18 protein-coding genes and 1 tRNA gene are annotated in these 19,687 nt (G+C 55.6%); 3 read left to right on the forward strand and 16 right to left on the reverse strand.

Going from position 1 to position 19,687, the window contains the following annotated elements; genetic code table 11:
- The first annotated feature begins 1 nt into the window (after position 1).
- Positions 2–601, forward strand: coding sequence for a cob(I)yrinic acid a,c-diamide adenosyltransferase (gene cobO / locus GOW09_RS07200; protein ID WP_171116939.1), 600 nt, complete (start codon positions 2–4; stop codon positions 599–601).
- Positions 602–675: 74 nt separating this feature from the next.
- Here the strand turns inward: cobO and arsB are convergent, their stop codons facing one another.
- Genes arsB through GOW09_RS07220 form a run of 4 tightly spaced genes read right to left on the reverse strand, consistent with a single transcriptional unit; the run spans position 676 to position 4,776 of the window.
- Positions 676–1,695: an ACR3 family arsenite efflux transporter gene (arsB, locus tag GOW09_RS07205; protein WP_171116941.1), complete on the reverse strand. Its 1,020-nt coding sequence runs from the start codon at positions 1,693–1,695 to the stop codon at positions 676–678.
- Entirely contained in the window at positions 1,692–2,957 is a 1,266-nt protein-coding gene (arsJ, locus tag GOW09_RS07210; RefSeq protein ID WP_171116943.1) for an organoarsenical effux MFS transporter ArsJ, read from the reverse strand. Before arsJ ends, arsB begins: the two co-directional genes overlap by 4 nt.
- On the reverse strand, positions 2,954–3,952 hold the full coding sequence (locus GOW09_RS07215; protein ID WP_171116945.1) for an ArsJ-associated glyceraldehyde-3-phosphate dehydrogenase: 999 nt from the start codon (positions 3,950–3,952) through the stop codon (positions 2,954–2,956). Before GOW09_RS07215 ends, arsJ begins: the two co-directional genes overlap by 4 nt.
- Positions 3,949–4,776: a helix-turn-helix domain-containing protein gene (locus tag GOW09_RS07220; protein WP_171116947.1), complete on the reverse strand. Its 828-nt coding sequence runs from the start codon at positions 4,774–4,776 to the stop codon at positions 3,949–3,951. Before GOW09_RS07220 ends, GOW09_RS07215 begins: the two co-directional genes overlap by 4 nt.
- Positions 4,777–5,011: 235 nt before the next feature.
- On the opposite strand from GOW09_RS07220, the gene GOW09_RS07225 reads away from it, so the two are divergent.
- A tRNA-Thr gene (locus GOW09_RS07225) sits at positions 5,012–5,087 on the forward strand.
- Positions 5,088–5,330: 243 nt separating this feature from the next.
- Here GOW09_RS07225 and GOW09_RS07230 read toward each other — a convergent pair.
- The gene (locus GOW09_RS07230; protein ID WP_171116949.1) at positions 5,331–5,951 is read right to left on the reverse strand and encodes a hypothetical protein; all 621 of its coding nucleotides are present in this window, start codon (positions 5,949–5,951) and stop codon (positions 5,331–5,333) included.
- 254 nt (positions 5,952–6,205) lie between these two features.
- Between GOW09_RS07230 and GOW09_RS07235 the strand changes: the two genes are divergently transcribed.
- Complete coding sequence (locus tag GOW09_RS07235) at positions 6,206–7,549, forward strand: amidohydrolase family protein (protein WP_171116950.1); 1,344 nt, start codon at positions 6,206–6,208, stop codon at positions 7,547–7,549.
- 254 nt (positions 7,550–7,803) lie between these two features.
- On the opposite strand, the gene GOW09_RS07240 is transcribed toward GOW09_RS07235, so the two are convergent.
- The 11 genes from GOW09_RS07240 to GOW09_RS07285 form a co-directional block, all read right to left on the reverse strand.
- Entirely contained in the window at positions 7,804–8,724 is a 921-nt protein-coding gene (locus tag GOW09_RS07240; RefSeq protein WP_217360258.1) for a hypothetical protein, read from the reverse strand.
- Between the two features lie 156 nt (positions 8,725–8,880).
- Positions 8,881–9,177 (reverse strand): hypothetical protein, encoded by a 297-nt coding sequence (locus GOW09_RS07245; RefSeq protein WP_170660744.1) that lies wholly within the window; start codon positions 9,175–9,177, stop codon positions 8,881–8,883.
- Positions 9,178–9,204: 27 nt separating this feature from the next.
- Complete coding sequence (locus GOW09_RS07250; protein ID WP_171116954.1) at positions 9,205–11,175, reverse strand: alpha/beta hydrolase; 1,971 nt, start codon at positions 11,173–11,175, stop codon at positions 9,205–9,207.
- A 525-nt stretch (positions 11,176–11,700) separates the two neighbouring features.
- Positions 11,701–12,315 (reverse strand): hypothetical protein, encoded by a 615-nt coding sequence (locus GOW09_RS07255; RefSeq protein ID WP_171116956.1) that lies wholly within the window; start codon positions 12,313–12,315, stop codon positions 11,701–11,703.
- Positions 12,305–14,002, reverse strand: coding sequence for an amidohydrolase (locus tag GOW09_RS07260; RefSeq protein WP_171116958.1), 1,698 nt, complete (start codon positions 14,000–14,002; stop codon positions 12,305–12,307). The genes GOW09_RS07255 and GOW09_RS07260 overlap by 11 nt, the downstream gene beginning before the upstream one ends.
- A 496-nt stretch (positions 14,003–14,498) precedes the next feature.
- Positions 14,499–14,963 carry a glutathione S-transferase family protein gene (locus GOW09_RS22520; protein WP_371807927.1) on the reverse strand — a complete coding sequence of 155 codons (465 nt, stop codon included), beginning with the start codon at positions 14,961–14,963 and terminating at the stop codon, positions 14,499–14,501.
- A 143-nt stretch (positions 14,964–15,106) separates the two neighbouring features.
- Positions 15,107–15,514: a hypothetical protein gene (locus tag GOW09_RS22525; protein ID WP_253283814.1), complete on the reverse strand. Its 408-nt coding sequence runs from the start codon at positions 15,512–15,514 to the stop codon at positions 15,107–15,109.
- A gap of 10 nt (positions 15,515–15,524) precedes the next feature.
- Complete coding sequence (locus tag GOW09_RS07270; protein WP_171116960.1) at positions 15,525–16,091, reverse strand: hemerythrin domain-containing protein; 567 nt, start codon at positions 16,089–16,091, stop codon at positions 15,525–15,527.
- Positions 16,092–16,349: 258 nt separating this feature from the next.
- Positions 16,350–17,402 carry a glycosyltransferase family 4 protein gene (locus GOW09_RS07275; protein ID WP_171116962.1) on the reverse strand — a complete coding sequence of 351 codons (1,053 nt, stop codon included), beginning with the start codon at positions 17,400–17,402 and terminating at the stop codon, positions 16,350–16,352.
- Complete coding sequence (locus tag GOW09_RS07280; RefSeq protein ID WP_371808029.1) at positions 17,399–18,931, reverse strand: ABC transporter permease; 1,533 nt, start codon at positions 18,929–18,931, stop codon at positions 17,399–17,401. Before GOW09_RS07280 ends, GOW09_RS07275 begins: the two co-directional genes overlap by 4 nt.
- Positions 18,932–19,678: an ABC transporter ATP-binding protein gene (locus GOW09_RS07285; protein ID WP_171116964.1), complete on the reverse strand. Its 747-nt coding sequence runs from the start codon at positions 19,676–19,678 to the stop codon at positions 18,932–18,934.
- Between the last annotated feature and the right edge of the window lie 9 nt (positions 19,679–19,687).

Raw genomic sequence — 19,687 nt, forward strand, 5'->3', positions numbered from 1 at the left:
AATGAGCGACGCGCAGGATCACAAGGAAAAGATGCAGAAGGTGCAGGCCCAGCACCGCAAGAAAGTGTCCGAGGCCGTGGATCCAGGCCGTGGTCTGGTCCTGATCAATACCGGCAAGGGCAAAGGCAAGTCCTCGGCCGCGTTCGGCGTGGTCATTCGCGCCCTGGGCTGGGGCCAGAAGGTTGCTGTGGTGCAGTTCATCAAGGGCAAATGGAAAACCGGCGAGCGCCGTTTCTTCGAAGAGCGTGATCTGGTGACATGGCATACGATGGGCGAAGGTTTTACCTGGGACACACAGGACCGGGAACGCGATATTGCAGCTGCCAATGCCGCCTTCGACAAGGCCTGCGCCCTGATGTCCAGCGGCGAATACGATCTGGTTGTGCTGGACGAGATCAACATCGCCCTGCGTTACGAATACCTGTCGGTCGAACAGGTCATCGAAGGTTTGAACGCGCGCTCGGAAAAGACCAGTGTTTTCCTGACTGGCCGCGACGCGCCGAACGCGCTGCGTGACTATGCTGATCTGGTCACGGAAATGACCGAGGAGAAACACCCGTTCCAAGCGGGCATCAAAGCACAGCGCGGCGTGGATTTCTGAAGCAGCGTTGCTGCAAGGCTGGCGGTGCATAGCCGCCAGTTCCGATTATCGCCCTGCCGCGTTGACCGATTCTGTCATGTCGCAGGTTCCGGGAAACGCTGGCGTGTTCGATTGGCGAAAGCCACAAGCGACAGCATCACCGGTACTTCGACCAGGACCCCCACGACCGTCGCCAGTGCCGCGCCGGAATGAAGACCGAACAAGCTGATTGCGACGGCAACGGCCAGTTCGAAGAAATTCGATGTCCCGATCATGGCACAGGGCGCTGCGATCCGGTGGGGAACCTTCAGCGCATAAGCGGCGCCATAGGCAATGGCAAAAATACCATAGCTTTGGATCAAAATGGGAACGGCGATCAGAATGATGACCATAGGTTTCGCCAGAATGGTCTGACCTTGCAGGCCGAACAGGATGACCACGGTTGCAATCAATCCCATGACGGACCACGGCTTCACCCGCGAAGAAAAGGCTTCTATCGCCTGTTTAGAGCCTAATCTGCGGCGCGTGATCAACCCGGCGACAAGCGGCAGCACCACATAAAGGACCGTGGCCAAAACCAAAGTCTGCCACGGCACTTCGATGTCGGTGACACCCAGCAAAAAGGCCACGATCGGCGCAAATGCCACGACCATGATCAGATCATTGACGGAAACCTGAACCAGCGTGTACGTCGCGTCGCCTCTGGTTAGCTGCGACCATACAAACACCATGGCGGTGCAAGGGGCGGCCCCCAGCAGGATCAGACCGGCGGTGTATTGCGCGGCATCTTCGGGCGCGATCCAGGGTGCGAAGACATAGTCGAAAAACAGGACGGCCAGCAGTGCCATGGTGAAAGGCTTTATCAGCCAGTTCACCACCAGCGTCACAATCAGACCACGTGGCTGGCGGGCGACTCCGGCGACTGCACCGAAATCGACGTTGACCATCATCGGGTAGACCATTGCCCAGATCAGCACTGCCACCACCAGGTTGACGCTGGCAATTTCGGCGCTTGCCACCAGCTGCACCAGCCCCGGCGCGGCCAGTCCGATCAGGACGCCACCGATCATCGCAAGCGCAACCCAGATCGTGAGATACCGTTCAAAAATGCTCATGACAGCGCCTCAGCCGTTTGACCCGTAAGTTTGCCAGAGGTCAGCGCGGCAAGCCCGACCATCACGGCCGCTGTGCCCAGCACCATGGGCAGCCCCCCGACCTGATAGGTCAGGCCAGACAAGACGGTGCCGGCCAACCGCCCCGTCGCATTTGCCATGTAATAAAAGCCGACATCCATCGTCACACGCTCGGACCGGGTGAAGGCAAGAATCAGATAGGAATGCAGCGATGAGTTGACCGCGAAGATCGCACCAAAGACCAAAAGCCCTGCGACCAGCGTCAGGGTCAGCCAGGTCTCGGGCCCATTTGACAGCAAAACAGCCAGTGTCAGAGCCGCAGGAACACAGAACAGGATCGCCGCCCAGCTGCGTGCGGCACGGATCAGATCACCTTCGGTTCGATCTGACGCACGAAGAATCCTTGGCGCGTTGGCTTGCACGGCGCCATAGAGGATGATCCACACCGCCATGAATGTTCCGATCATGAAGAACGCGGCCCGATTGCCCTCTTCGGTGCCATCTGAAAGAACAGCATAGAAATAGATCGGGATGCCGACCACGAACCAGACGTCCCGCGCGCCGAACAGGAAGACACGCGCCGCGGACAACCAGTTCACATTTGCTGATTTTGAAAAAACCTCAGAGAACTTTGCGCCCTTGCGCCCCTTCGGCAGGCCCGCTGGCATGAACAACATCACCGCGACCAGGATCACCGCCAGAGCGGCGGCCATGGCAAGCACTGCCGGAAGGAAGCCCAGTGTTGCAAGCATGGCGGCACCCAACAGGAATCCCAGCCCTTTGACCGCGTTTTTCGAACCCGTCAGAACCGCAACCCATCGAAACAACGCGCCTCCTTCGGAGGGAGCCAGCAATTTGACCGCCGATTTCGAAGACATTTTGGCCAGATCCTTGGCCACTCCGCTGGCCCCTTGCACGATCATGACAAAAGTGACCGAAGCCGCGACGGTCCAGTTCGGATCAAGCTGCGTCATGGCGAGCAACGCGACAATCTGCACCCCTAGCCCTGCATAGAGGGTCGAGGTCAACCCGAACCGTGCGGCGATCCAACCGGCGGACAGGTTGGTGACAATCCCGGCGATTTCATAAAGCACAAACAGATAGGCAAGTTGCACCGGCGAGAAGCCCAGGGTGTGAAAGTGCAACAGCACCAACATCCTGAGCGCCCCGTCGGTCAGCATGAAGGCCCAATAGGCAGCCGTGACCGCGATATAGGCCGACAGTCCTTCGGGGCGTTGCGTCACAATGATGCCCCGACCATCAGCGCGACATCCACCAGCCGATGCGCATAGCCCATCTCGTTGTCGTACCACGCATAGATTTTCACCTGCGTCCCGTTCACAACCATGGTCGAGGGCGCATCGACGATCGAAGAGCGTTCGTCATTGGTGTAATCGGTGGACACCAGCGGGCGCGTCTCATAGCCCAGAATGCCCTTCAGTTCGCCCTCGGCAGCGGCTTTGAAGAAGGCGTTGACCTCTTCAACCGTGGTTTCACGCTCAACCTCGAACACGCAATCGGTCAGCGAGGCGTTCAGCAACGGCACCCGAACCGCATGGCCGTTCAGACGACCTTTGAGTTCCGGATAGATCAGAGTGATGGCCGTGGCCGACCCGGTCGTGGTCGGGATCAAAGAGTTCAGGGCCGAGCGTGCGCGCCTGAGATCTTTGGCAGGCCGATCCACGATTGTCTGCGTATTGGTTACGTCGTGAATCGTCGTCATCGATCCATGGCGGATGCCCAGGTTTTCGTGAATGACCTTCACAACAGGCGCAAGACAGTTTGTCGTGCACGAGGCCGCCGTCACGATCTTATGCGCCGCGGGGTCGTAGGTTCCGTCATTCACACCCATGACGATATTGGCCGTCGGCCCGTCCTTGACAGGAGCAGAGACAACAACCTTCTTCACCCCAGCGTCAAAATACGGTGCCAGCTTCGCTTCGGTCTTGAACACGCCGGTGCAGTCGATCACCACATCAACACCGTCCAGCGGCAACGCGCTCAGGTCTTTTGTGCCAACGAACGGCAGGCGGGTACCGTTGACCGTGATGCTGTCTGCATCATGGTCGAATTCCGCGTCCCAGCGCCCATGGACAGTGTCGAACTCCAGCAGATGCGCATGCATCTCGGGATCACCGACGGCATCGTTGATCCAGGCAATCTTTGCGCCTTTTTCAAGCAAAGGCTTCAGGGCCAGTTTTCCCATACGGCCAAGGCCGTTCAGTGCGTAGGTGGTCATTTCGTTTCCTCGGTAGGCGTGCGCCCGATTTCATCGACGGCGGATTGCAATGCGATCCGGTCAAGGCTTTCGACCGGCAATGACGAAAAGGCCTGAATCCGGCGCTTCAGTGCGCCGTAGGCGGTTTGAAAGGCCAGACTTTTCTCGGCGTCGGTACCTTCGGCCTTGACCGGATCTTCCACGCCCCAATGGCCACTTATCGGTTGACCCTCCCAAGCCGGGCATTCCTCGTTGGCGGCCTGATTGCAGACAGTAAAGACAAAATCCATGACGGGCGCGTCCGGCGCCGAAAACTCGGACAGATTCTTCGGCCGCAGGACCGAGATATCGTGCCCCTTGTCGCGCAGAACCTGCACAGCAAAGGGATTGAGTTCTGAACTGGGCCGCGTCCCGGCCGAATAAACGTTGAACCGGTCGCCGCCGATCTGTCGCAGCAAGGATTCGGCAAAAATCGAACGGGCGGAGTTGCCAGAACAAATGAACAGCACATTGAACTTTCGGTTCGTCGCGGTGTCTTTGGGAAAGGGCATGCAAATATCCGGGCGGCCACGGCAGCAATCCACGATCAGGAAATCGAGCATTTGCTGCACAGTTTTCATTTCAATCGAATAGAGCAGAGACGTCCCGGATCGTTCCTGTTTCACCAGCCCCGACCGCTGCAAAGCATTCAGGTAGTTCGACATGGTACTGGGTTTGATATCCAGCTCCGCCGCCAGCTCGCCCGCGGGAACCCTGTCAGGAAACCGTCGCATCAACATGCGAAACACGGTGATGCGCTGCGGGTGGCCAAGGATGGTCAATTGATCGGTTATCTGTCCTATCATATTTCATGAATTATTGAAATATAGAAGGCGAGTCAATTTCATTCCACGTCGTCACAAAAAATTCACGGATCAGAGCGCCAATTTGAAAGATTGGCCGCAGGCTTTCGGTTCACAACTTAAGGCCCGGCCGTGCTGAGCAACGCCAAAACGGTTGCAACCGGGCTTGCAGGCGCCGAACTGACGGTTTAAACGAAGCTTCGCATCCGGTCATAATGTGTTCAGTATGACCTACGGTGCCGCTGTAGCTCAGCTGGTAGAGCACGTCATTCGTAATGATGGGGTCGGGGGTTCGAGTCCCTTCAGCGGCACCAAATCTCAGATGTAAATATTTGATTTAAAAGGTATTATCAGTTTTCCTGCCCTTTCTATCCACCCCGATATCCACCCTTTGTAACACCGTGTCCGCGTTTTCCGATGGATATTTAGGGATTCCGAAGGTTGGTGACTGTTGGTGTAAACAAATGTTGAACTGCGGAAGCACGCGAAAGCCTGAACGGCGGGTCTAGCGAAAGAAGCACGGTGAAGAATTCACCGCCCCCCGAAGTGCTCTGAGTTCACGTTGCCTTAAGGTTAACTGCCAGCCTACCCAAGTATCGCAGCAGCGACTTGTTCGACATTTCCTCCCAATGCTCCAACTCCGCAACAAGGCGATAATACGTGCGCCAGTGCATCCCCTTCGGCTTCGTTCCTTCCATCAGATCCGGATCGTTCAACCAACCCAGGCGTTCGCGTATTTTATCAGCACGCCTTTGGTTACGTTGAAAAGTAGTTTCTCGCTGGGACGGATATGCGAGTTGGTGGCAATGACGACACGCGAAAATACGCCCACCATAGAGCTTAGCGACACGTCGACCGCAACCGCGCGCTGGGCAAGCGAACCAGTAGCGATGGCCCCCGTAATGACAAGGCTGAGAAAGCAATCGCACCGGGTAGTCGAGGCTCTCCCACTCGTCGCCGTGGTCTCGGCTGCGATAGATGAGTCTCACACACCCATGCTCTGCCAGTACATCGATGCTGGCGACTTTTTTGCCTTCGATAGACCATTGCCATGAAAAGCGTCGTCCAGGCGTCAGAAAGCCCTCACGCGCCCAGCGCCGCGCATCGATGCTGCGATAGTCGGAAGTCGTGTTCTTTGCTCCCCAATGCCAGTGCCGACCACTTCCAATACCGCCCATCTGCTTCTCCAGATTTTATCGAAATCATAAGGGAGAAGCTTCCGCAAAGAAAGAGATGTTCTTACTATGTTCTTATGTCGGTATTTGTACAACGCACTCAAAGCGGACGTTCTTGCAAAGCAGGATGACCTGCAGTTCAACGCCTTAAAAACTCTATACCTTACGTCACCCTTTTCATCGGGTTTACCGGATGGTTTTACACGCGCGCCTGAGGTAGCCTTCAACAACTTCTTCGTCATCTTGAGGGTTAAGTTATGATCACCAAACGCGCATTTTTGTCCAGTCTCGCATCGACCACTGCGCTGGCGCTGGTCCCGGCGCGAGTCCGTGCTCAAGCCCCGGATGCCACGCTCTTCACGAACGTGCGTGTTTATGACGGGATGTCCGATGAATTGACCGAGCTCACGAACGTCCTTGTCGAAGGGGAAGTGATCAAGGATGTCTCGCCCGCTGCCGATGCTGCGCAAGAGGTGCCGCGCATCGATGGGGATGGGCGGACCCTGATGCCGGGGCTCCTCGACATGCACGTACACCTACAGTGGAACCAGGACCCAGCTGGCTTCCTGACGGCACGTCCAGATTACATTGCTGCATTGGCATTGAGCGAAAGTGAAGCCACCCTGATGCGTGGCTTTACCAGTGTTCGAGATACCGGTGGCGGCATTCTCGGTTTGGCTCGCGCCATAGACGAAGGCCTCCACCCCGGCCCGCGTATTCAGGCGTCAAACGCTGCGATCTCAATGACCGCCGGTCATGGCGACCTTCGGCCGCGGTCTGTGCGTCCGAGAGCCTTCGGCGGGCCGCCGTTCACGGAAGCGGAGCGACTTGGGATCACACTTTTTGCAGACGGAGTTCCTGAAGTTCTGGCGGCTGCACGCGAGCAGTTTCGGCAGGGTGCGCACTTCATCAAAGTCTTTTCAGGTGGCGCCGTGACCGGCCTCTACGACCCATTGGATATCAACGAGTTTTCGCCGGCAGAACTCGAAGCGGCAGTAGACGAGGCCAAACGTTGGAACACTTACGCGACCTCGCACGCATACATGGACACATCGGTTCGGGCGGCTATTGAGGCAGGTTACCAATGTATCGAACACTGCAACCTCATGACGCCCGAGTCGATGGAGTTGGCCGTGGAAAAAGGCGTCTGGCTTTCAACCCAGGTTGGCTTCTTCGCGGCAGACATTCCGGCAGGGTTCTCGCCCGCCCAAGCAGAGCGCCAACAGATGGCGTTTGATGGTCTCGATGCCATGCTTCGACTAGCGCGAGAATCTGGCGCCAAGATTGCACTCGGAACAGACTTCGTCGGATCGAGGGAAACGAAAGCAACGCAGTTGGAGGAATTGCAGCTCAGGACGCCATGGTTCAGCAACGCCGAGATTCTGCGGCAGGCGACAGGTCTGAATGGACAGCTTTGGGACCTGACCGGCCCGCGTAATCCCTACCAGGCTGGTCCAGTCGGTGTCATCCAACCCGGAGCCTACGCCGATATTCTGCTCGTGGACGGAGACCCGATTGCCGACCTTACGGTCATGGCCTCTGCGGACAATTTCGATGTGATTATGAAGAACGGCAAAGTTCACAAGAACAATCTGGCCTGAGCCATTTGCCAAGGGTCAAGATAGACACTGGTGTTGCACGCGAATGACCGAAGAGTCCGCCTTGCTGACCTTGATGCCGATTGAACCGACTCAATGACCTACTGAAACCGTCAGATGACCGGTCTGAGCCCAAAGCGGCAGATTGCTGCACCTATTTCGAATGTCCGCTTCCGGACTGCCGCCCAGGATAAAGAAACAGACTATCTCGATAATGCGGATAACGGCATCAAAGTTGGCCTGACAAAGTGGCAACGCTATTGGAGTGCTTTAGTCAATGCAGAGACCAGCGCGTTCGGATCTTCCTCCATGCGGGGGAGAAGTACTGTTCTCACGACGTCGTTCAATGCCCTATCCGCTCGGGCAGCGGCTGGGTCATCGTGATCGACGAAGACTTCGAATGCTTCAGTGGCGGCTAAGACTGCGCCCGGCACATGCGCCACGCCCTGTAGCAATGCGCTAATGCCCAAATGTTCCACTTGGTTGCTATTGGTAGGGGGGCCGACGAACGCGGGATTGAACCCGTCAACTCCCCAAACCTGGCTCGCGGTTAGGCCTTCGCCCGTTGCATATTGATGGATGTGCGGCACACTAAAGTGGCCGATGTAGCCGTGGCTCCACAGGGGGCGGTGCGTTAAGGGATTGTACCTGCTTGTGCCTGATAACAGAGCTTGCCAGATCAACAGAGTGGCCTGTCCCTCTGTCTTGGCATGGCGTTCACGCTCTGCTCGCGCACTCTCTGGCAGCGTTTCGACATAGTTACGGGAAAGCGGCAGCAGCGCCAATGCGCCTTCCAATGCATTGGGCTTGCGCTCGAGAAAAGCCGCGTAAGCATCAGATAGAAGTGCGACGTGAATTGCTCCGGCATCTGATGCCATTGCTTCGGTGAGTGTGTATACAGTCCAGCCCGCCTCACGAAGCGCTGGCGTGCTCACATCCCAAAGCGTCGGCGGCAAGGCTTGACCGCGATCCGCGCTGACTGCCGACAATTCGCCTATGGCATCGGCATACGCGCTCAGTGTAGCTGCGTCGACCTTGTCGGCTTCCAGCCGAGCCAGGTGGTCATCGACGCCGAGATCGCTTAGCAGACCGGTCGGGTGAAGGCCGACTGCCAGAAGGCGTTGCTCCAACTCTGATGCGTTCAGGAGCGCCGGTTCAGGCGGTACTGCCTCCGCCAAGTCTCTGAGTGTTTCAATCCGTAAAAAAGGGCGAGATACAAGCCAGGTCGTGCCCGCCGCTATAAGAAGAGCAGCCGCTAGCCAGAGAAACGCTGACCGCTTCATAAAGTCTCCGACCCGCGCCACGTTTTTGCAAAAGACGGCAAGGGTCTTGTCCTATTCCTGCGCCAGATAATCTTCAAAACCCTTCACCGCGCCGTCAATGATCGTGCAGTTACCAGCTGCGCGCACTGTTGGGTCGTCCCAATACACATTCCAGAAAACGACGATACTTTGATCGTTCAAAATGCCCGGAAATACGGAAATCGCGGCGTTTGGCAGGTCAGCATATTTGGGTACATCCCACAAATAGTCGTGGCACAGTTGAAGCGCGTCAGTCGTTTGACGATCAAATGCATGGGCAGACGATGCAAAGCCAACCGCCAAAATCGTTGCTGTGATCAGGGCCTTCATTGGAGTCTCCATTTGCTTACGCAGTCTTCAATTCTCGACACTATGCAAGCTGCCGTCCGGCATCAAATACGGTAGCCTTAGATCCGAGACGCATGTGCTATCGATGCCTGCCCCGGGGTTTTCCAGAAACGCTTCACCAATATCGCGGGCGCATTGGCTGAAAACAAGGGCCCCGTGCCCTGTTTCCGGGAACAGGAACGACTGACTGTTGTGCAAAGTGTCTGCCGCTAGCCCACCCCAGGAAGATGCGGTCTGTGTGTCAATCTCACCAGACAGGACCAGTACCGCGATGTCGGAAAGCACGGGTTCAAGATAGTTGTCTCGAGGTATTGGTGTGAACTCACTGCAATCTGCAAATAGGCTCGGAATTTCAGCTAGAGCCGCTGTCATCAATGGACCGTAGCCCAACTCTGCTACCAAAGCGCCAAATCCCGCCGCTGAGTTGAAACCGTCCACAAAATCTTCCTGGCAAGCGTAGAGCAATAGCTCGAATTCACCCTCCATAATGGTTTGCAAAGCTGCGTTATCTGTTGCGATCAAGTTGAAAACGCGCTCGACATCTTCGGGGCCGAGCAAAGCGATCAATGAGGCCAACCGTCCTGCTGTCGCTTCATTGAAATGGGCGCGGACTAGGTCCAGCAACGCTCCAGCACGCGGCGTTTCAAACCGTAGGTTTAGATAGTCTTGCGCAAACGCCAAACGATCCGCTCGATCAGGCAACCCGGCCAGAGCATCTTCAAGAGCATCGTCAAAGAACTCTCCCAAGGAGGCCGGTTCGAGATCTCGGTCGCGATCCGCTTCAAGTTGCTCCAAAGCCGAGGACGCAGTGTCGGAAGCAATTTCCATTTGCGACATGGCGTTGATTGCAGCTTGCGCCAGAGCCTTTTCATCGGCGCTCAGGTCCAACGTACCCGCCAACAACGTTTCTGCGGAGGGCTGGGGTGGAAGGTCACCGTTGATGATTTGTGTGATGAGGTCGACCGTTCCGTCCTCAAGCTCTCTGACCAGTGCGGGCGCGTAAGTGGTGAAGCCCCGGATCGTTGGGTCGGACCAATCGTTTCTGCCGGAAAAAATGCTGAAAAGCATTTGCCCGGATATCTCGATCCCCGCAGCCTCCAATGGACGTGCCTCTAAGTCTTCAAGGAGGTTAAAATACCGCTGCGTTATATCGGGATACGCCTCCGCACAGACAGGATCCGCTTCACACGGTGCAAACGTATTAAAAATGGCCTCGGTGTGTGGGACGAACAGAGTGTCGTAAAGCGCGATTTGGGGTGGGGCGACGCTGTCTAAAACGACCGCACGCACACCCGCTGGCGCAGAGCGCATGACTTCTAGCGCGAGCTTGGTGCCATATGAAACGCCATAAATGTTGTACTCAGCGTAGCCAAGAGCCGACATAACAGCTCGCACATCTAAAGCATTTTGGGTCGTGTTGAACTGCGGAAGATCGAAGCCTCGTTCGGTCAATTCCGAAATGCAGTCGCGAACAAGTGCCGTCTCCAGCTGAGGTAGGTCAGCCCCGCCCAACTGATCGACGATTGGCTCCAGATTTTTTGCCAGAGTCCCGAAGCAATCCATATCCGGGGCACTTGCATCGACGCCGCGTTGATCGAACGCCACGACGTCCCTTCGCCCCCGCAAATGGTCAAAAAACAGACTGAGCGAGCGCACAGATTCAACTGAACCGCCGCCCGGTCCCCCGTGAAGGTAGACAACCGGGTCTGCCACGGGTGCCAGCGAATGAGCCTTGAAAACGATGAAGCTCAGGTCCAGGGTCCTGCTTTGAGCATCTCTGTGGTCCTCAGGTACTGCCACGATACCGCAGATTACAGTTTCTCCGTCAATCTCATCAGGGACCACGGGGCGCGAGCACGGAGTGATTTCGACCGGATAGCGCGTGTCGGCTCCACCCACGAATTGAGCTTCAAAAGCCGTCGGATCAGAAGGCTCTCCAAGCAAAGCAGACAGGACGGCAAATATTTGTTCGGGATTCATGGTCACACCACATGAGGCTGTTGATTTTTCTATAACCTTAGATCAGTGGACTGCATTTGCGAAGCGATTGAGAGTTGTCCTTCCGTCGCTTCAAATCCAAACACTACGGATTGAGAGGTTGTGTCAGAGCATCTTTGCAAAGGGCACCACCCTGTAGAATCCGGAGATCGAAAACTAAACAACCAACGACAGCTTTGTCAGCATTTCGGAAGTCACCTTGCTTGGAATTGAAGGTCTGCTTTGGGCTCAGAGCAGTCGTTCGCTTCACTTGGCATGAACGGCCACTTTGCGGACAAAGCCGCCATTCGTTCTAGTCAAATCGATAGCGTTGTCCAAGGCTATCCAATCAGTGGACATCAGTTCGCCTCTGGCTCAACACCACAGCGATTACACATTAGGTGCCAGACTCTGCGTTAGATGAAGAATCTAAATGCTTACAAAATATCGATATAACAAAGGGACAGAAAACAAGCATCTCTGAAGGAGTGCGCCAGCTGCGGCGAACCCGATACATCTTCTAGCTGACTAGTCCAAGCCGAGCTCTGCCTTCTGCTGCGGTTCTGCCATCGCTACGGCCAATGCACCAAAGGGGTCGCCGGGGCATTGGCTCCCGCAGTTTGACGTAATCAGGCCTTTCTCAATGGCTACGTCCAGCGTCATCTCGCCCGCAAGAAGAGTGTCAAGCACTCGGCGCGTCGTATAAATGAGGAGGGCGTCGCCAACTGCGCCAGTGGACATTCGTGCAGTTTCTCGCGGCCGTGTGCGTGACACTGTCATTCCGTCGTTACCTGATGTGAGATCAAGCCAAGTGAACTCTCTCATCAGGAAGAGATGTGCGTTACCAATGTCTCTGGTCGAGTTCGACGCGGCTTTCATTCGGTGCTGCAACGCCCGGATAGTAAACTCAGTCTTTTGTGCACGCCAGGCATGCAATGAAAGGCCCACAGACTTTTCCCACTGCTCTCCCACAAGTATCCCGTTTTCATCGGCTTCCAAGATGGCCGTGTTGGCTTTCTGAGCTTCGGGGTTCTTGTGGAGAAAAAAGGTGAACATTAAATCGCTGGCACACGCCTGCGCAGACACGCTGCTTGCGAGCAGCAACCCAAATGCGGATACGCCGCGAACCAACTTACCCTTCATAGACCTTGTTCCCATCCATCCAAGTTTCACTGACCTTGATGTCGGATATGGTCGTCGGGTCGACCGCGCGAGGATCCTCCTCAAGTATGACCATATCCGCGAGCTTGCCTTCTTCCAGGCTACCGATCACATCCTCCGAATTGCATTGCCAGGCAGCATTGGCCGTAACCGCTCGGATGGCCGATTCCACCGACACCCGTTCTTGCGGAGCCAGGATCGTCTCGGGTTCCTTCCACAGGTCGCGGGCGATTGCGACTCGGATCTTGTGCAAGGTCCCGAGCGGCGAGACCGGCGCGTCGGTATGGATCGTATAGGTGAGACCTGCGTTTTCCGCTGCCGCACAACGGTCCAGCAACTCGACCTTGCGGGGGCCGAAAACATTGTCACGCATGGCGTGGCCCCAGTAGTGGACGTGGTTGATCAGGAAACTGGGATGAACGCCCAGTTCGGCCATGCGCGCAAACTGGTCGTCGTGGATGATCGAAGCGTGCTCTATTCGAGTCCGCTTGTTCTTCATGTCGAGACCGTTGCGGGTCGTGTACTCTACCGAGTTTAGTATGGAATCGATGGCGGCATCGCCATTTCCGTGAATGGCAAGCTGCCAGCCCGCTCTCGCGACCTCGTTGACGCGCAGCATCAGATCCTCCGGTTCCACATAGTGAAGACCGAGAGAAAGTTCGGAAAAATACGGAGCCCGCTGGCGGCCGGTCAGGCCTTGATTGGAGCCATCGGAAACGATCTTCCATCCTGAAGCCCGGACGAAATCGTTCCCCCAGTTGGGATCGATGTCGCCGAGCTTGATCGCCCCCAGATCAAAAATGAAGGACCGGACCCGCGCTTTCATTGCGCCACCGTCATATTGGCCGCGAATGGCCTCCAACTCCGAGAGACCAGTCACTACCCCCGCCGCCATATCCGTCATGGTTGAAATACCGTGGGGAGCAACCATTTCACCGACACGCGACACAGCCGGTCCAAAACCCGTACCCATGATGTTTGCGATGTCCTCGTTCATGAACAGGATCGGCAGGAAGGCGGCTTGGCCGAATAGAACACCGTTGAGCGAGCCGTCGTCATACCGGCCAAACTCGGTTCCGGCTGGCGGTTCGGAGTCGTTGGTGTAACCGACCAGATTCATGGCAATGGAGTTTACATAGGCGATGTGACCCGATGCGTTTAGGATGAAGACCGGTCTGTCCGGCGCGAGTTCATCCAATTCCCGCGTTGTCAGATCACGGCTGGGTTCAAGGAGACTCGGGTCGAACTGTCGACCGACCAGCCAGGCTTCAGGCCCCGGTAAATCCGAGATCGCTTGCCTCAATCCGGCAACGGCTTCATCGAATGTTGCGAAAACAAATGGGCCGATGTCGACGGCGTCGGAGAGCGCGGCAAGCAGCGTCAGATGCAGGTGAGGCTCTATGAAGCCGGGCAGTAGCGTGCGGCCATCAAGATCAATGGTTTCGGCCCCACTGCCTGCAAGCGCTGCCATGTCGTCGTTCGAGCCGACACCGAGCACGCGATTGCCGCGAACGGCAAGCGCCGTGTGCTGCGAAAAGGCTGCATCTACAGGAAGCACTATGCCGCCACGATACACGATTGTACGCTCCGTCTGTGCTCGTACATAAGCCGGCATGGACAGCGCCACAGAACTGACAGCACTTAACTTGATGAAATTGCGGCGTTTCATGGGCTTTCTCCTGGGATCAATGCCGTACCGGCCAAAGGAATTTTGTCCTTTGCTACGACTTAATGTTGATCTGCCCTTTGGTTGAGTCAGGCAATGCAGAACAAGATGTTCGTCGTAGACACGTGCAATTCTAATCATGATGCGCTTTCGACAATTCGGCAAACGAAACGTTCCGCACTCGCAAAAATAGGCATCATTCGAACTACTGCTGCTGCAAACAAGCTCGCAGTCTTTCGAGCCGCGTGACGAAGACATGAATGATGCGGCCGCGGCGATTTTGATGTTGCGAGTGCACTCAACGAGAATTTCGAATTCACAAGTTGAGCTCAGAGCACACGTCTTCTGCGGCGAGCATGATTGGCCGGTGGCAGCCCAAACCGGACATTTGCAACTAAACATTTACAGGTTACGAAATGCGGAGGAAAAATGCTCCCGTCGTCCAAAACAGAAACGTTTGGTTTCGAAGTTAGGCCTCCCAAATACAATTTGACGAGGCCTACAGTGTTGCGAGGTCAGGGTGGCGATAGGCCTCTGGGTACGACATTGGCTTGAAAGGCCCATTGGGCACAACATTCCAACTGCGTCCGAAATAGCCCTGGCGGCAGTGTACAAGAGAACCTGCCTCGGCAATTCCAGGCAACGCGTATACACGGCACAGCCACCGCCACAAGTACGGGTAATCTAGGATTCTCGCACCATTAAGCTTCATTCGCACATAGTAGACGGGATCGTGACGATAGAGAGTTGGGAACAGGCGAAGATCTACTTCTGAAAAGTGGTTGCCTGTCAAATAGGGCCTGCCATCTGAGAGATGTTCCTCCAAATATTCGAGTGTCTCAAAATAGGCGTCAAAGGCTGTTTTAAAGAACGTTTGATCAGAGGAAAACCCGGCCTTGTAGGCACCATTGTTAATCGCTGTATAAATCCGTTCGTTCAGGTCGTGAATTTGGTGAATCGGCACTTCGTCTGGGTAAAGCCTAACGCGTTCAGCTGCCGGGATTGTGCTGCAAGAGAATCCTCTGATGCGTCCAGCATTCGGACAATTTCAGCGCTTTCGTTGTTAACTATGCGCCCTGCAATCTTGTCATACAGGATTGGAAGGGATTACTCTTCAGAGCCTTCGGCACGATAGATCTCTTTGGCAAGGCGCAGTCCTTTGCCGGTGCCGGTCTCACTCGTGCATTCTGGCAAAGTCTCACTAGTGAGCGATGCAATCCGATCAGGCGCAAACTCCCATAGGTTTGGCGCCTCTGGATCGTCGTCGCCGGTGCGGTTTGGAAATGCAACGTCCATCGTGATGCTGTTTCGAAGGCCCAACACATTTCGCGCTAGCGTCACTCTGTGACACCACGGACAATTCAGTGCTACGAATAGGAGATAGCGAACAGGTTCTGCTGGAAACACTGGATCGCCAATAGCGTGGCGAAAGCCGCTGACACCGCGCACGAATTCACCCCGTGCACGGCGCTTGTTGATATCAGTTTGGTCTACTTCGGTAGACGTGTCGGCCATAACTTCAGCATCATCCTCTGAGCCGGTGATGCAAGATGATTGGCACGGCCAATTCTTCTTCATCGCTGAGATGCCGTTTAAGGAACGCTTCAATCGTGTTGCTCGTCGCATGGAGCTGTCCGGCTTCGTCGTAAGCTTGCTCCTCATCAAGTGCGGATAGCTTGATCACACGGTTCGCAGTGCCGGTGAAGTCACTCAGCACCTTATCCAGATCGAAGTGATCCTGTTCTAGCAACTCAAGCCCCGCATCAAAACGAGGGTCCGCAGCAGATAGTGCAGGGAAATAGCTGCGATCTTCCCAGCCGTGATGGCCATGCAGGTTTCCAACCAGGTTGCCGCCATAGTACGACAGCCGCCCAACGTAGTCGTCCAACCCTATATCGTTGCTCAAAACCCCTTCTGTATCCAAGCGAATACGTTCCGCAACACGGCGGAACATCTCATGCGCGCCGAGCCAATGCTCGGTTTTCTCTTTGAAACCTGGATGGGCTTCCCAACTGTCGCGGGGGTATTGGTCCAAGAGAAACCGCATTTCTTGAGGCATGTCGTCTTGGCGAATGGTATATGTATCGAGCATCGGTTGTCTCCTTTCAGGCCAAAGATGGGAGGTCGGGCAAGTGCTCGCCACTAGCGAGAACGCACAGTCACTATGCGTCAGCGAACCCCTGCGAAGTCGGTCCAACACAAACCAGCTTTCTTGCGCTTCTAGGCTTCGATGCCTTGCTGGATGAAATCTTTCAGGTCGTTACGGCTAAGCACGTCTTTTGCCGTTGATCTGACCGCTAAGACTGTGTGGCCAAAAAACAAATCTTGGTGAAGCCCTTGCTAAAAAGCTCTATGATTTGGTTTTCTCGGCGAGTGATTTGATTACGCAGGCGAATGTTCCCGCGGTTTCACGCCACGTTGGTAGAGACTGTGACTTCAAGTCTGACAGTCTTCCCAAGCGTGCTCGCGTTCCTTGGTCTTTGAGAAGCAAACGCAGAGTAGCTCCAAAGGCCAGAGCGTCCTCGGGTGGCAACAGAATCCCCGCGTCACCGACTGTTTCAGGGACAGCACCCACGTCGCAGGAAACGATTGGAAGTCCGAACATCATTGCTTCGCTAAGAACCATTCCGTAGCCTTCGTACCGGGTCGCAAGCGCGAAAAGTGTCGCCGAGTTGAACAAGTCGTTCAACGGGGCTCGGTCCAACTCTCCCGTGAAGGTCACGCGCTCAGTTAGACCGAGGGCCTTGGCCTGACAGTAAAGCTCAACCGCAGTGTTATCGTCGTGCTCCTTGCCAACGATAACAGCCTGCCATTCCAAGTCCCTGATTGTCTCAAGCGCACCTAGAAGAGTGTCATGCCCTTTGCGGCGGGCCAACAGGCCAACTGACAAAATCAAAGGCGGACGCTTCGGCTGTTTACAGACAACCGGACGATCAAAACCTGGGGGTGCGACAGTTATTAGATCCGGTTTTGCAGCCAATTGGTTGACCAGCACGCGCGCAGTTTCTGGACTTGGAACGACAATATGTGCTGCGTGCTGAAGAGCTGCGGCTTCGTTTTTGAGCAGAAAATTAGCCCGTTCCGTCGGCAACCCAGTTTCTAGTCCAAGGGGGTGGTGTATCATTGCTATTATAGGGGCGCTCACCTGCGCCAAACCCTCTGGATCGATGGAGCCAAAAACCAATCCATCAAGGATAATCGGGCGTTTTCCGGGTACGGCGCGCAGGGCGTTCAGTGCCACTGCCATATCGTCCTGCGTTGGGTCGGGAAATCGACCCGGTAGTTTCAGGTGTTCGGTCTTGCAACCTATCTCGTTAAGAACCCGCAATACAGTGGCTTCGTAGATGAATCCGCCGGTGCGCCGGTCTTTGTCACCAGGGATTGCAAAAACAGCTTCTGTCATACCACTTGCTCGCTCGCATAAACGCGCAGAACCCGCTTTTCGCACCATGCAACTCCAGCGTATGCTGTGACTGCCGCAAGACACAAAAGGACAACGCAGGACCACAGCATATTGTAGTTTGATGTACTCGCGGTCAGTGCCATTAACACGCCTATGCCGCGCCCGGTTGCCAGCCACTCAGCTGTAGTGACAGCCAATAGCGCGGCTGGCACTGCCATGCGGGCAGACGCGAATAAAGCGGGCAACATGGCCGGGATTTGGGCGCATCGGAGTAGTTTCAAACGACCGGCACCATAGCTTTCAAAAAGATCCACGATTTGCTTCGGAGCCTGCCGCAATCCCTGCAGGCAGGCAACAAGAGTTGGGAAGAAAACCATCACAGCGACAATTGCAACGGTCCCGGTAAAGCCGCGCCCAAATGCCAGAACCAGCAAGGGCGCAGTTGTGATGATCGGCACGGCGCGTAATGTAATGGCGGTCGGCATAATCGCCCGCTCCACTGGTGGCCAAAGCGTTAAAATCACGGCCAGTCCCGCACCAAGCGCCAAACCGGCGAGATATCCGGGTATCGCATAAGCCAGGGTTTCGCCAAGCGCAGTTAGTAATGTGTTCAGGTTCGTTGTGTTGGAAACGAAGGTCCAAATATCTGCTGGTCGCTTCGCGAAGAACGAATTCAGGTTAAATAAATCCATGAGTCCCTGCCACAGAACCAAAACCATGGCAGACAGAAAAACGATACCAAGTATTTGAGTAGAGAGCGCGCGCTTTTGACCAACTCTGGGCGTCGACAGCAGGATTGTCGGTGCATGTGGTGTCAGTTTGTTTTTGAGCAGGCCAACGCATGCATACCCGAGCATAGCCAGTGATGCGGAAATAGCCGCCAGCGCCCAGGTCGCATCCGTTTGAAGACCGCGCATGGCCCTCAAGGTCAAAACACCTAATCCTCGCTCGGCGCCTGTGAATTCTCCAATCATCGCACCCAGAAAGGCAGCTGGCGCCGCGATCTGCAATCCCACAAAAAGGTAAGGCAAACTGGCTCTGAATCGCACAACGAATAGGGTCGACAGGCGGCCCCGACCGTAAACGGCCATCAAATCTGTCCAGCTTTTCGAGATCGCCCGAAGACCCACAACCAAGGCCAGGAATGTGGTGTAGTAAACAGCCAGTGCCGCCAAAGCGATCTGTGGGCCAGCTCCGGGCCCGAACAGGACCCGTAAAATCGGGCCGCTCGCGATCAGCGGAATGCAGAACACTAGAAGAGCGAGCGCCGATATTACCCATTCTGACTTCGGGACCAAGATCACGAAACAGGCCAGGGCCACCGCCGCAAGGTTTCCCCAAAAGAACCCGAGCGCGGCATTCCTTAAGGTTTCGGTCGCTGCCCTGAAAAGTAGCCCAGAATGATCATTGATATACTCCGCGATATCAAATGGTCCACTGAACAACACGCTGTTTGGCTGAACGTGCGCCAAGCCTTCCCAGATTAGAAGCATAAGCAAGACGCCCAGCATGATACGTCCCGGTTCCACCTACTCAGCCTCCTCCAACGCGGTCAGAACTTGCGTCACAAAAGCGCGAAAGTCTGGTGAAGTTGCAGTGGAAACTGTGCAGTTCCGGTTAATTTCGACCTGTATATCGGCCAAGATACGCGCAGGCCGAGGTGACAGCACGATCACGCGATCCGAAAGCAAAACCGCCTCTTCCACGGAATGCGTAACGAGAAGTGTTGTCGTTTGGCGCTCACGCCACAACGGCGGGAGTTCTTGATTCAATCGACGTCGCGTGATCGCATCGACGGCCCCAAAAGGTTCGTCCAACAGCAGGACCTCTGGCTCTGAAATAAGGCTGCGCGCGATTGCGGCGCGTTGGCGCATACCACCTGACAGTTCTGCAGGCCGATGCTCGGCAAACCCGTCCAGCCCGACAAGATTTATCAGGTCATCTACGCGATCCACCGGTTTGCGAGCGAGTTCCGCACCCAATGCGATGTTGGATCTTACGGTTCGCCATGGCAGCAGCGATGCGTCTTGAAATGCCATGGCAAGCCCCCCGCGACGGGCGACCTGTTTTGGTGTTTCACGGCCAATCGTAATGTGCCCCGTGTCGGGTGTTTCCAACCCGGCTATCATTCGCAGAACGGTTGATTTCCCGCAGCCGGATGGTCCAACCAACGCCGTCGTCTTACCGGATCGAAAGTCAACCGAAAGCTCTGACACCGCCTCTGTGCGATCAAAACTCTTGCGGATGTTGGTGCAGGAGATTCCGGGCGTGGTCACGCGTCAGCC

It is taken from the genome of Ruegeria sp. HKCCA5463 (assembly GCF_013034175.1).
GTDB lineage: Bacteria > Pseudomonadota > Alphaproteobacteria > Rhodobacterales > Rhodobacteraceae > Ruegeria.

Bases quoted from the DNA above. Each gene is read 5' to 3' on its own strand.
- GOW09_RS07220 (WP_171116947.1), bottom strand. From the start codon at position 4,776: ATGATAGGACAGATAACCGATCAATTGACCATCCTTGGCCACCCGCAG.
- GOW09_RS07260 (WP_171116958.1), bottom strand. From the start codon at position 14,002: ATGAAACGCCGCAATTTCATCAAGTTAAGTGCTGTCAGTTCTGTGGCG.
- cobO (WP_171116939.1), top strand. From the start codon at position 2: ATGAGCGACGCGCAGGATCACAAGGAAAAGATGCAGAAGGTGCAGGCC.
- GOW09_RS07255 (WP_171116956.1), bottom strand. From the start codon at position 12,315: ATGAAGGGTAAGTTGGTTCGCGGCGTATCCGCATTTGGGTTGCTGCTC.
- GOW09_RS07215 (WP_171116945.1), bottom strand. From the start codon at position 3,952: ATGACCACCTACGCACTGAACGGCCTTGGCCGTATGGGAAAACTGGCC.
- GOW09_RS07275 (WP_171116962.1), bottom strand. From the start codon at position 17,402: ATGACAGAAGCTGTTTTTGCAATCCCTGGTGACAAAGACCGGCGCACC.
- GOW09_RS07270 (WP_171116960.1), bottom strand. From the start codon at position 16,091: ATGCTCGATACATATACCATTCGCCAAGACGACATGCCTCAAGAAATG.
- GOW09_RS22525 (WP_253283814.1), bottom strand. From the start codon at position 15,514: ATGGCCGACACGTCTACCGAAGTAGACCAAACTGATATCAACAAGCGC.
- GOW09_RS07245 (WP_170660744.1), bottom strand. From the start codon at position 9,177: ATGAAGGCCCTGATCACAGCAACGATTTTGGCGGTTGGCTTTGCATCG.
- arsB (WP_171116941.1), bottom strand. From the start codon at position 1,695: ATGAGCATTTTTGAACGGTATCTCACGATCTGGGTTGCGCTTGCGATG.
- GOW09_RS07235 (WP_171116950.1), top strand. From the start codon at position 6,206: ATGATCACCAAACGCGCATTTTTGTCCAGTCTCGCATCGACCACTGCG.
- GOW09_RS07250 (WP_171116954.1), bottom strand. From the start codon at position 11,175: ATGAATCCCGAACAAATATTTGCCGTCCTGTCTGCTTTGCTTGGAGAG.
- GOW09_RS07230 (WP_171116949.1), bottom strand. From the start codon at position 5,951: ATGGGCGGTATTGGAAGTGGTCGGCACTGGCATTGGGGAGCAAAGAAC.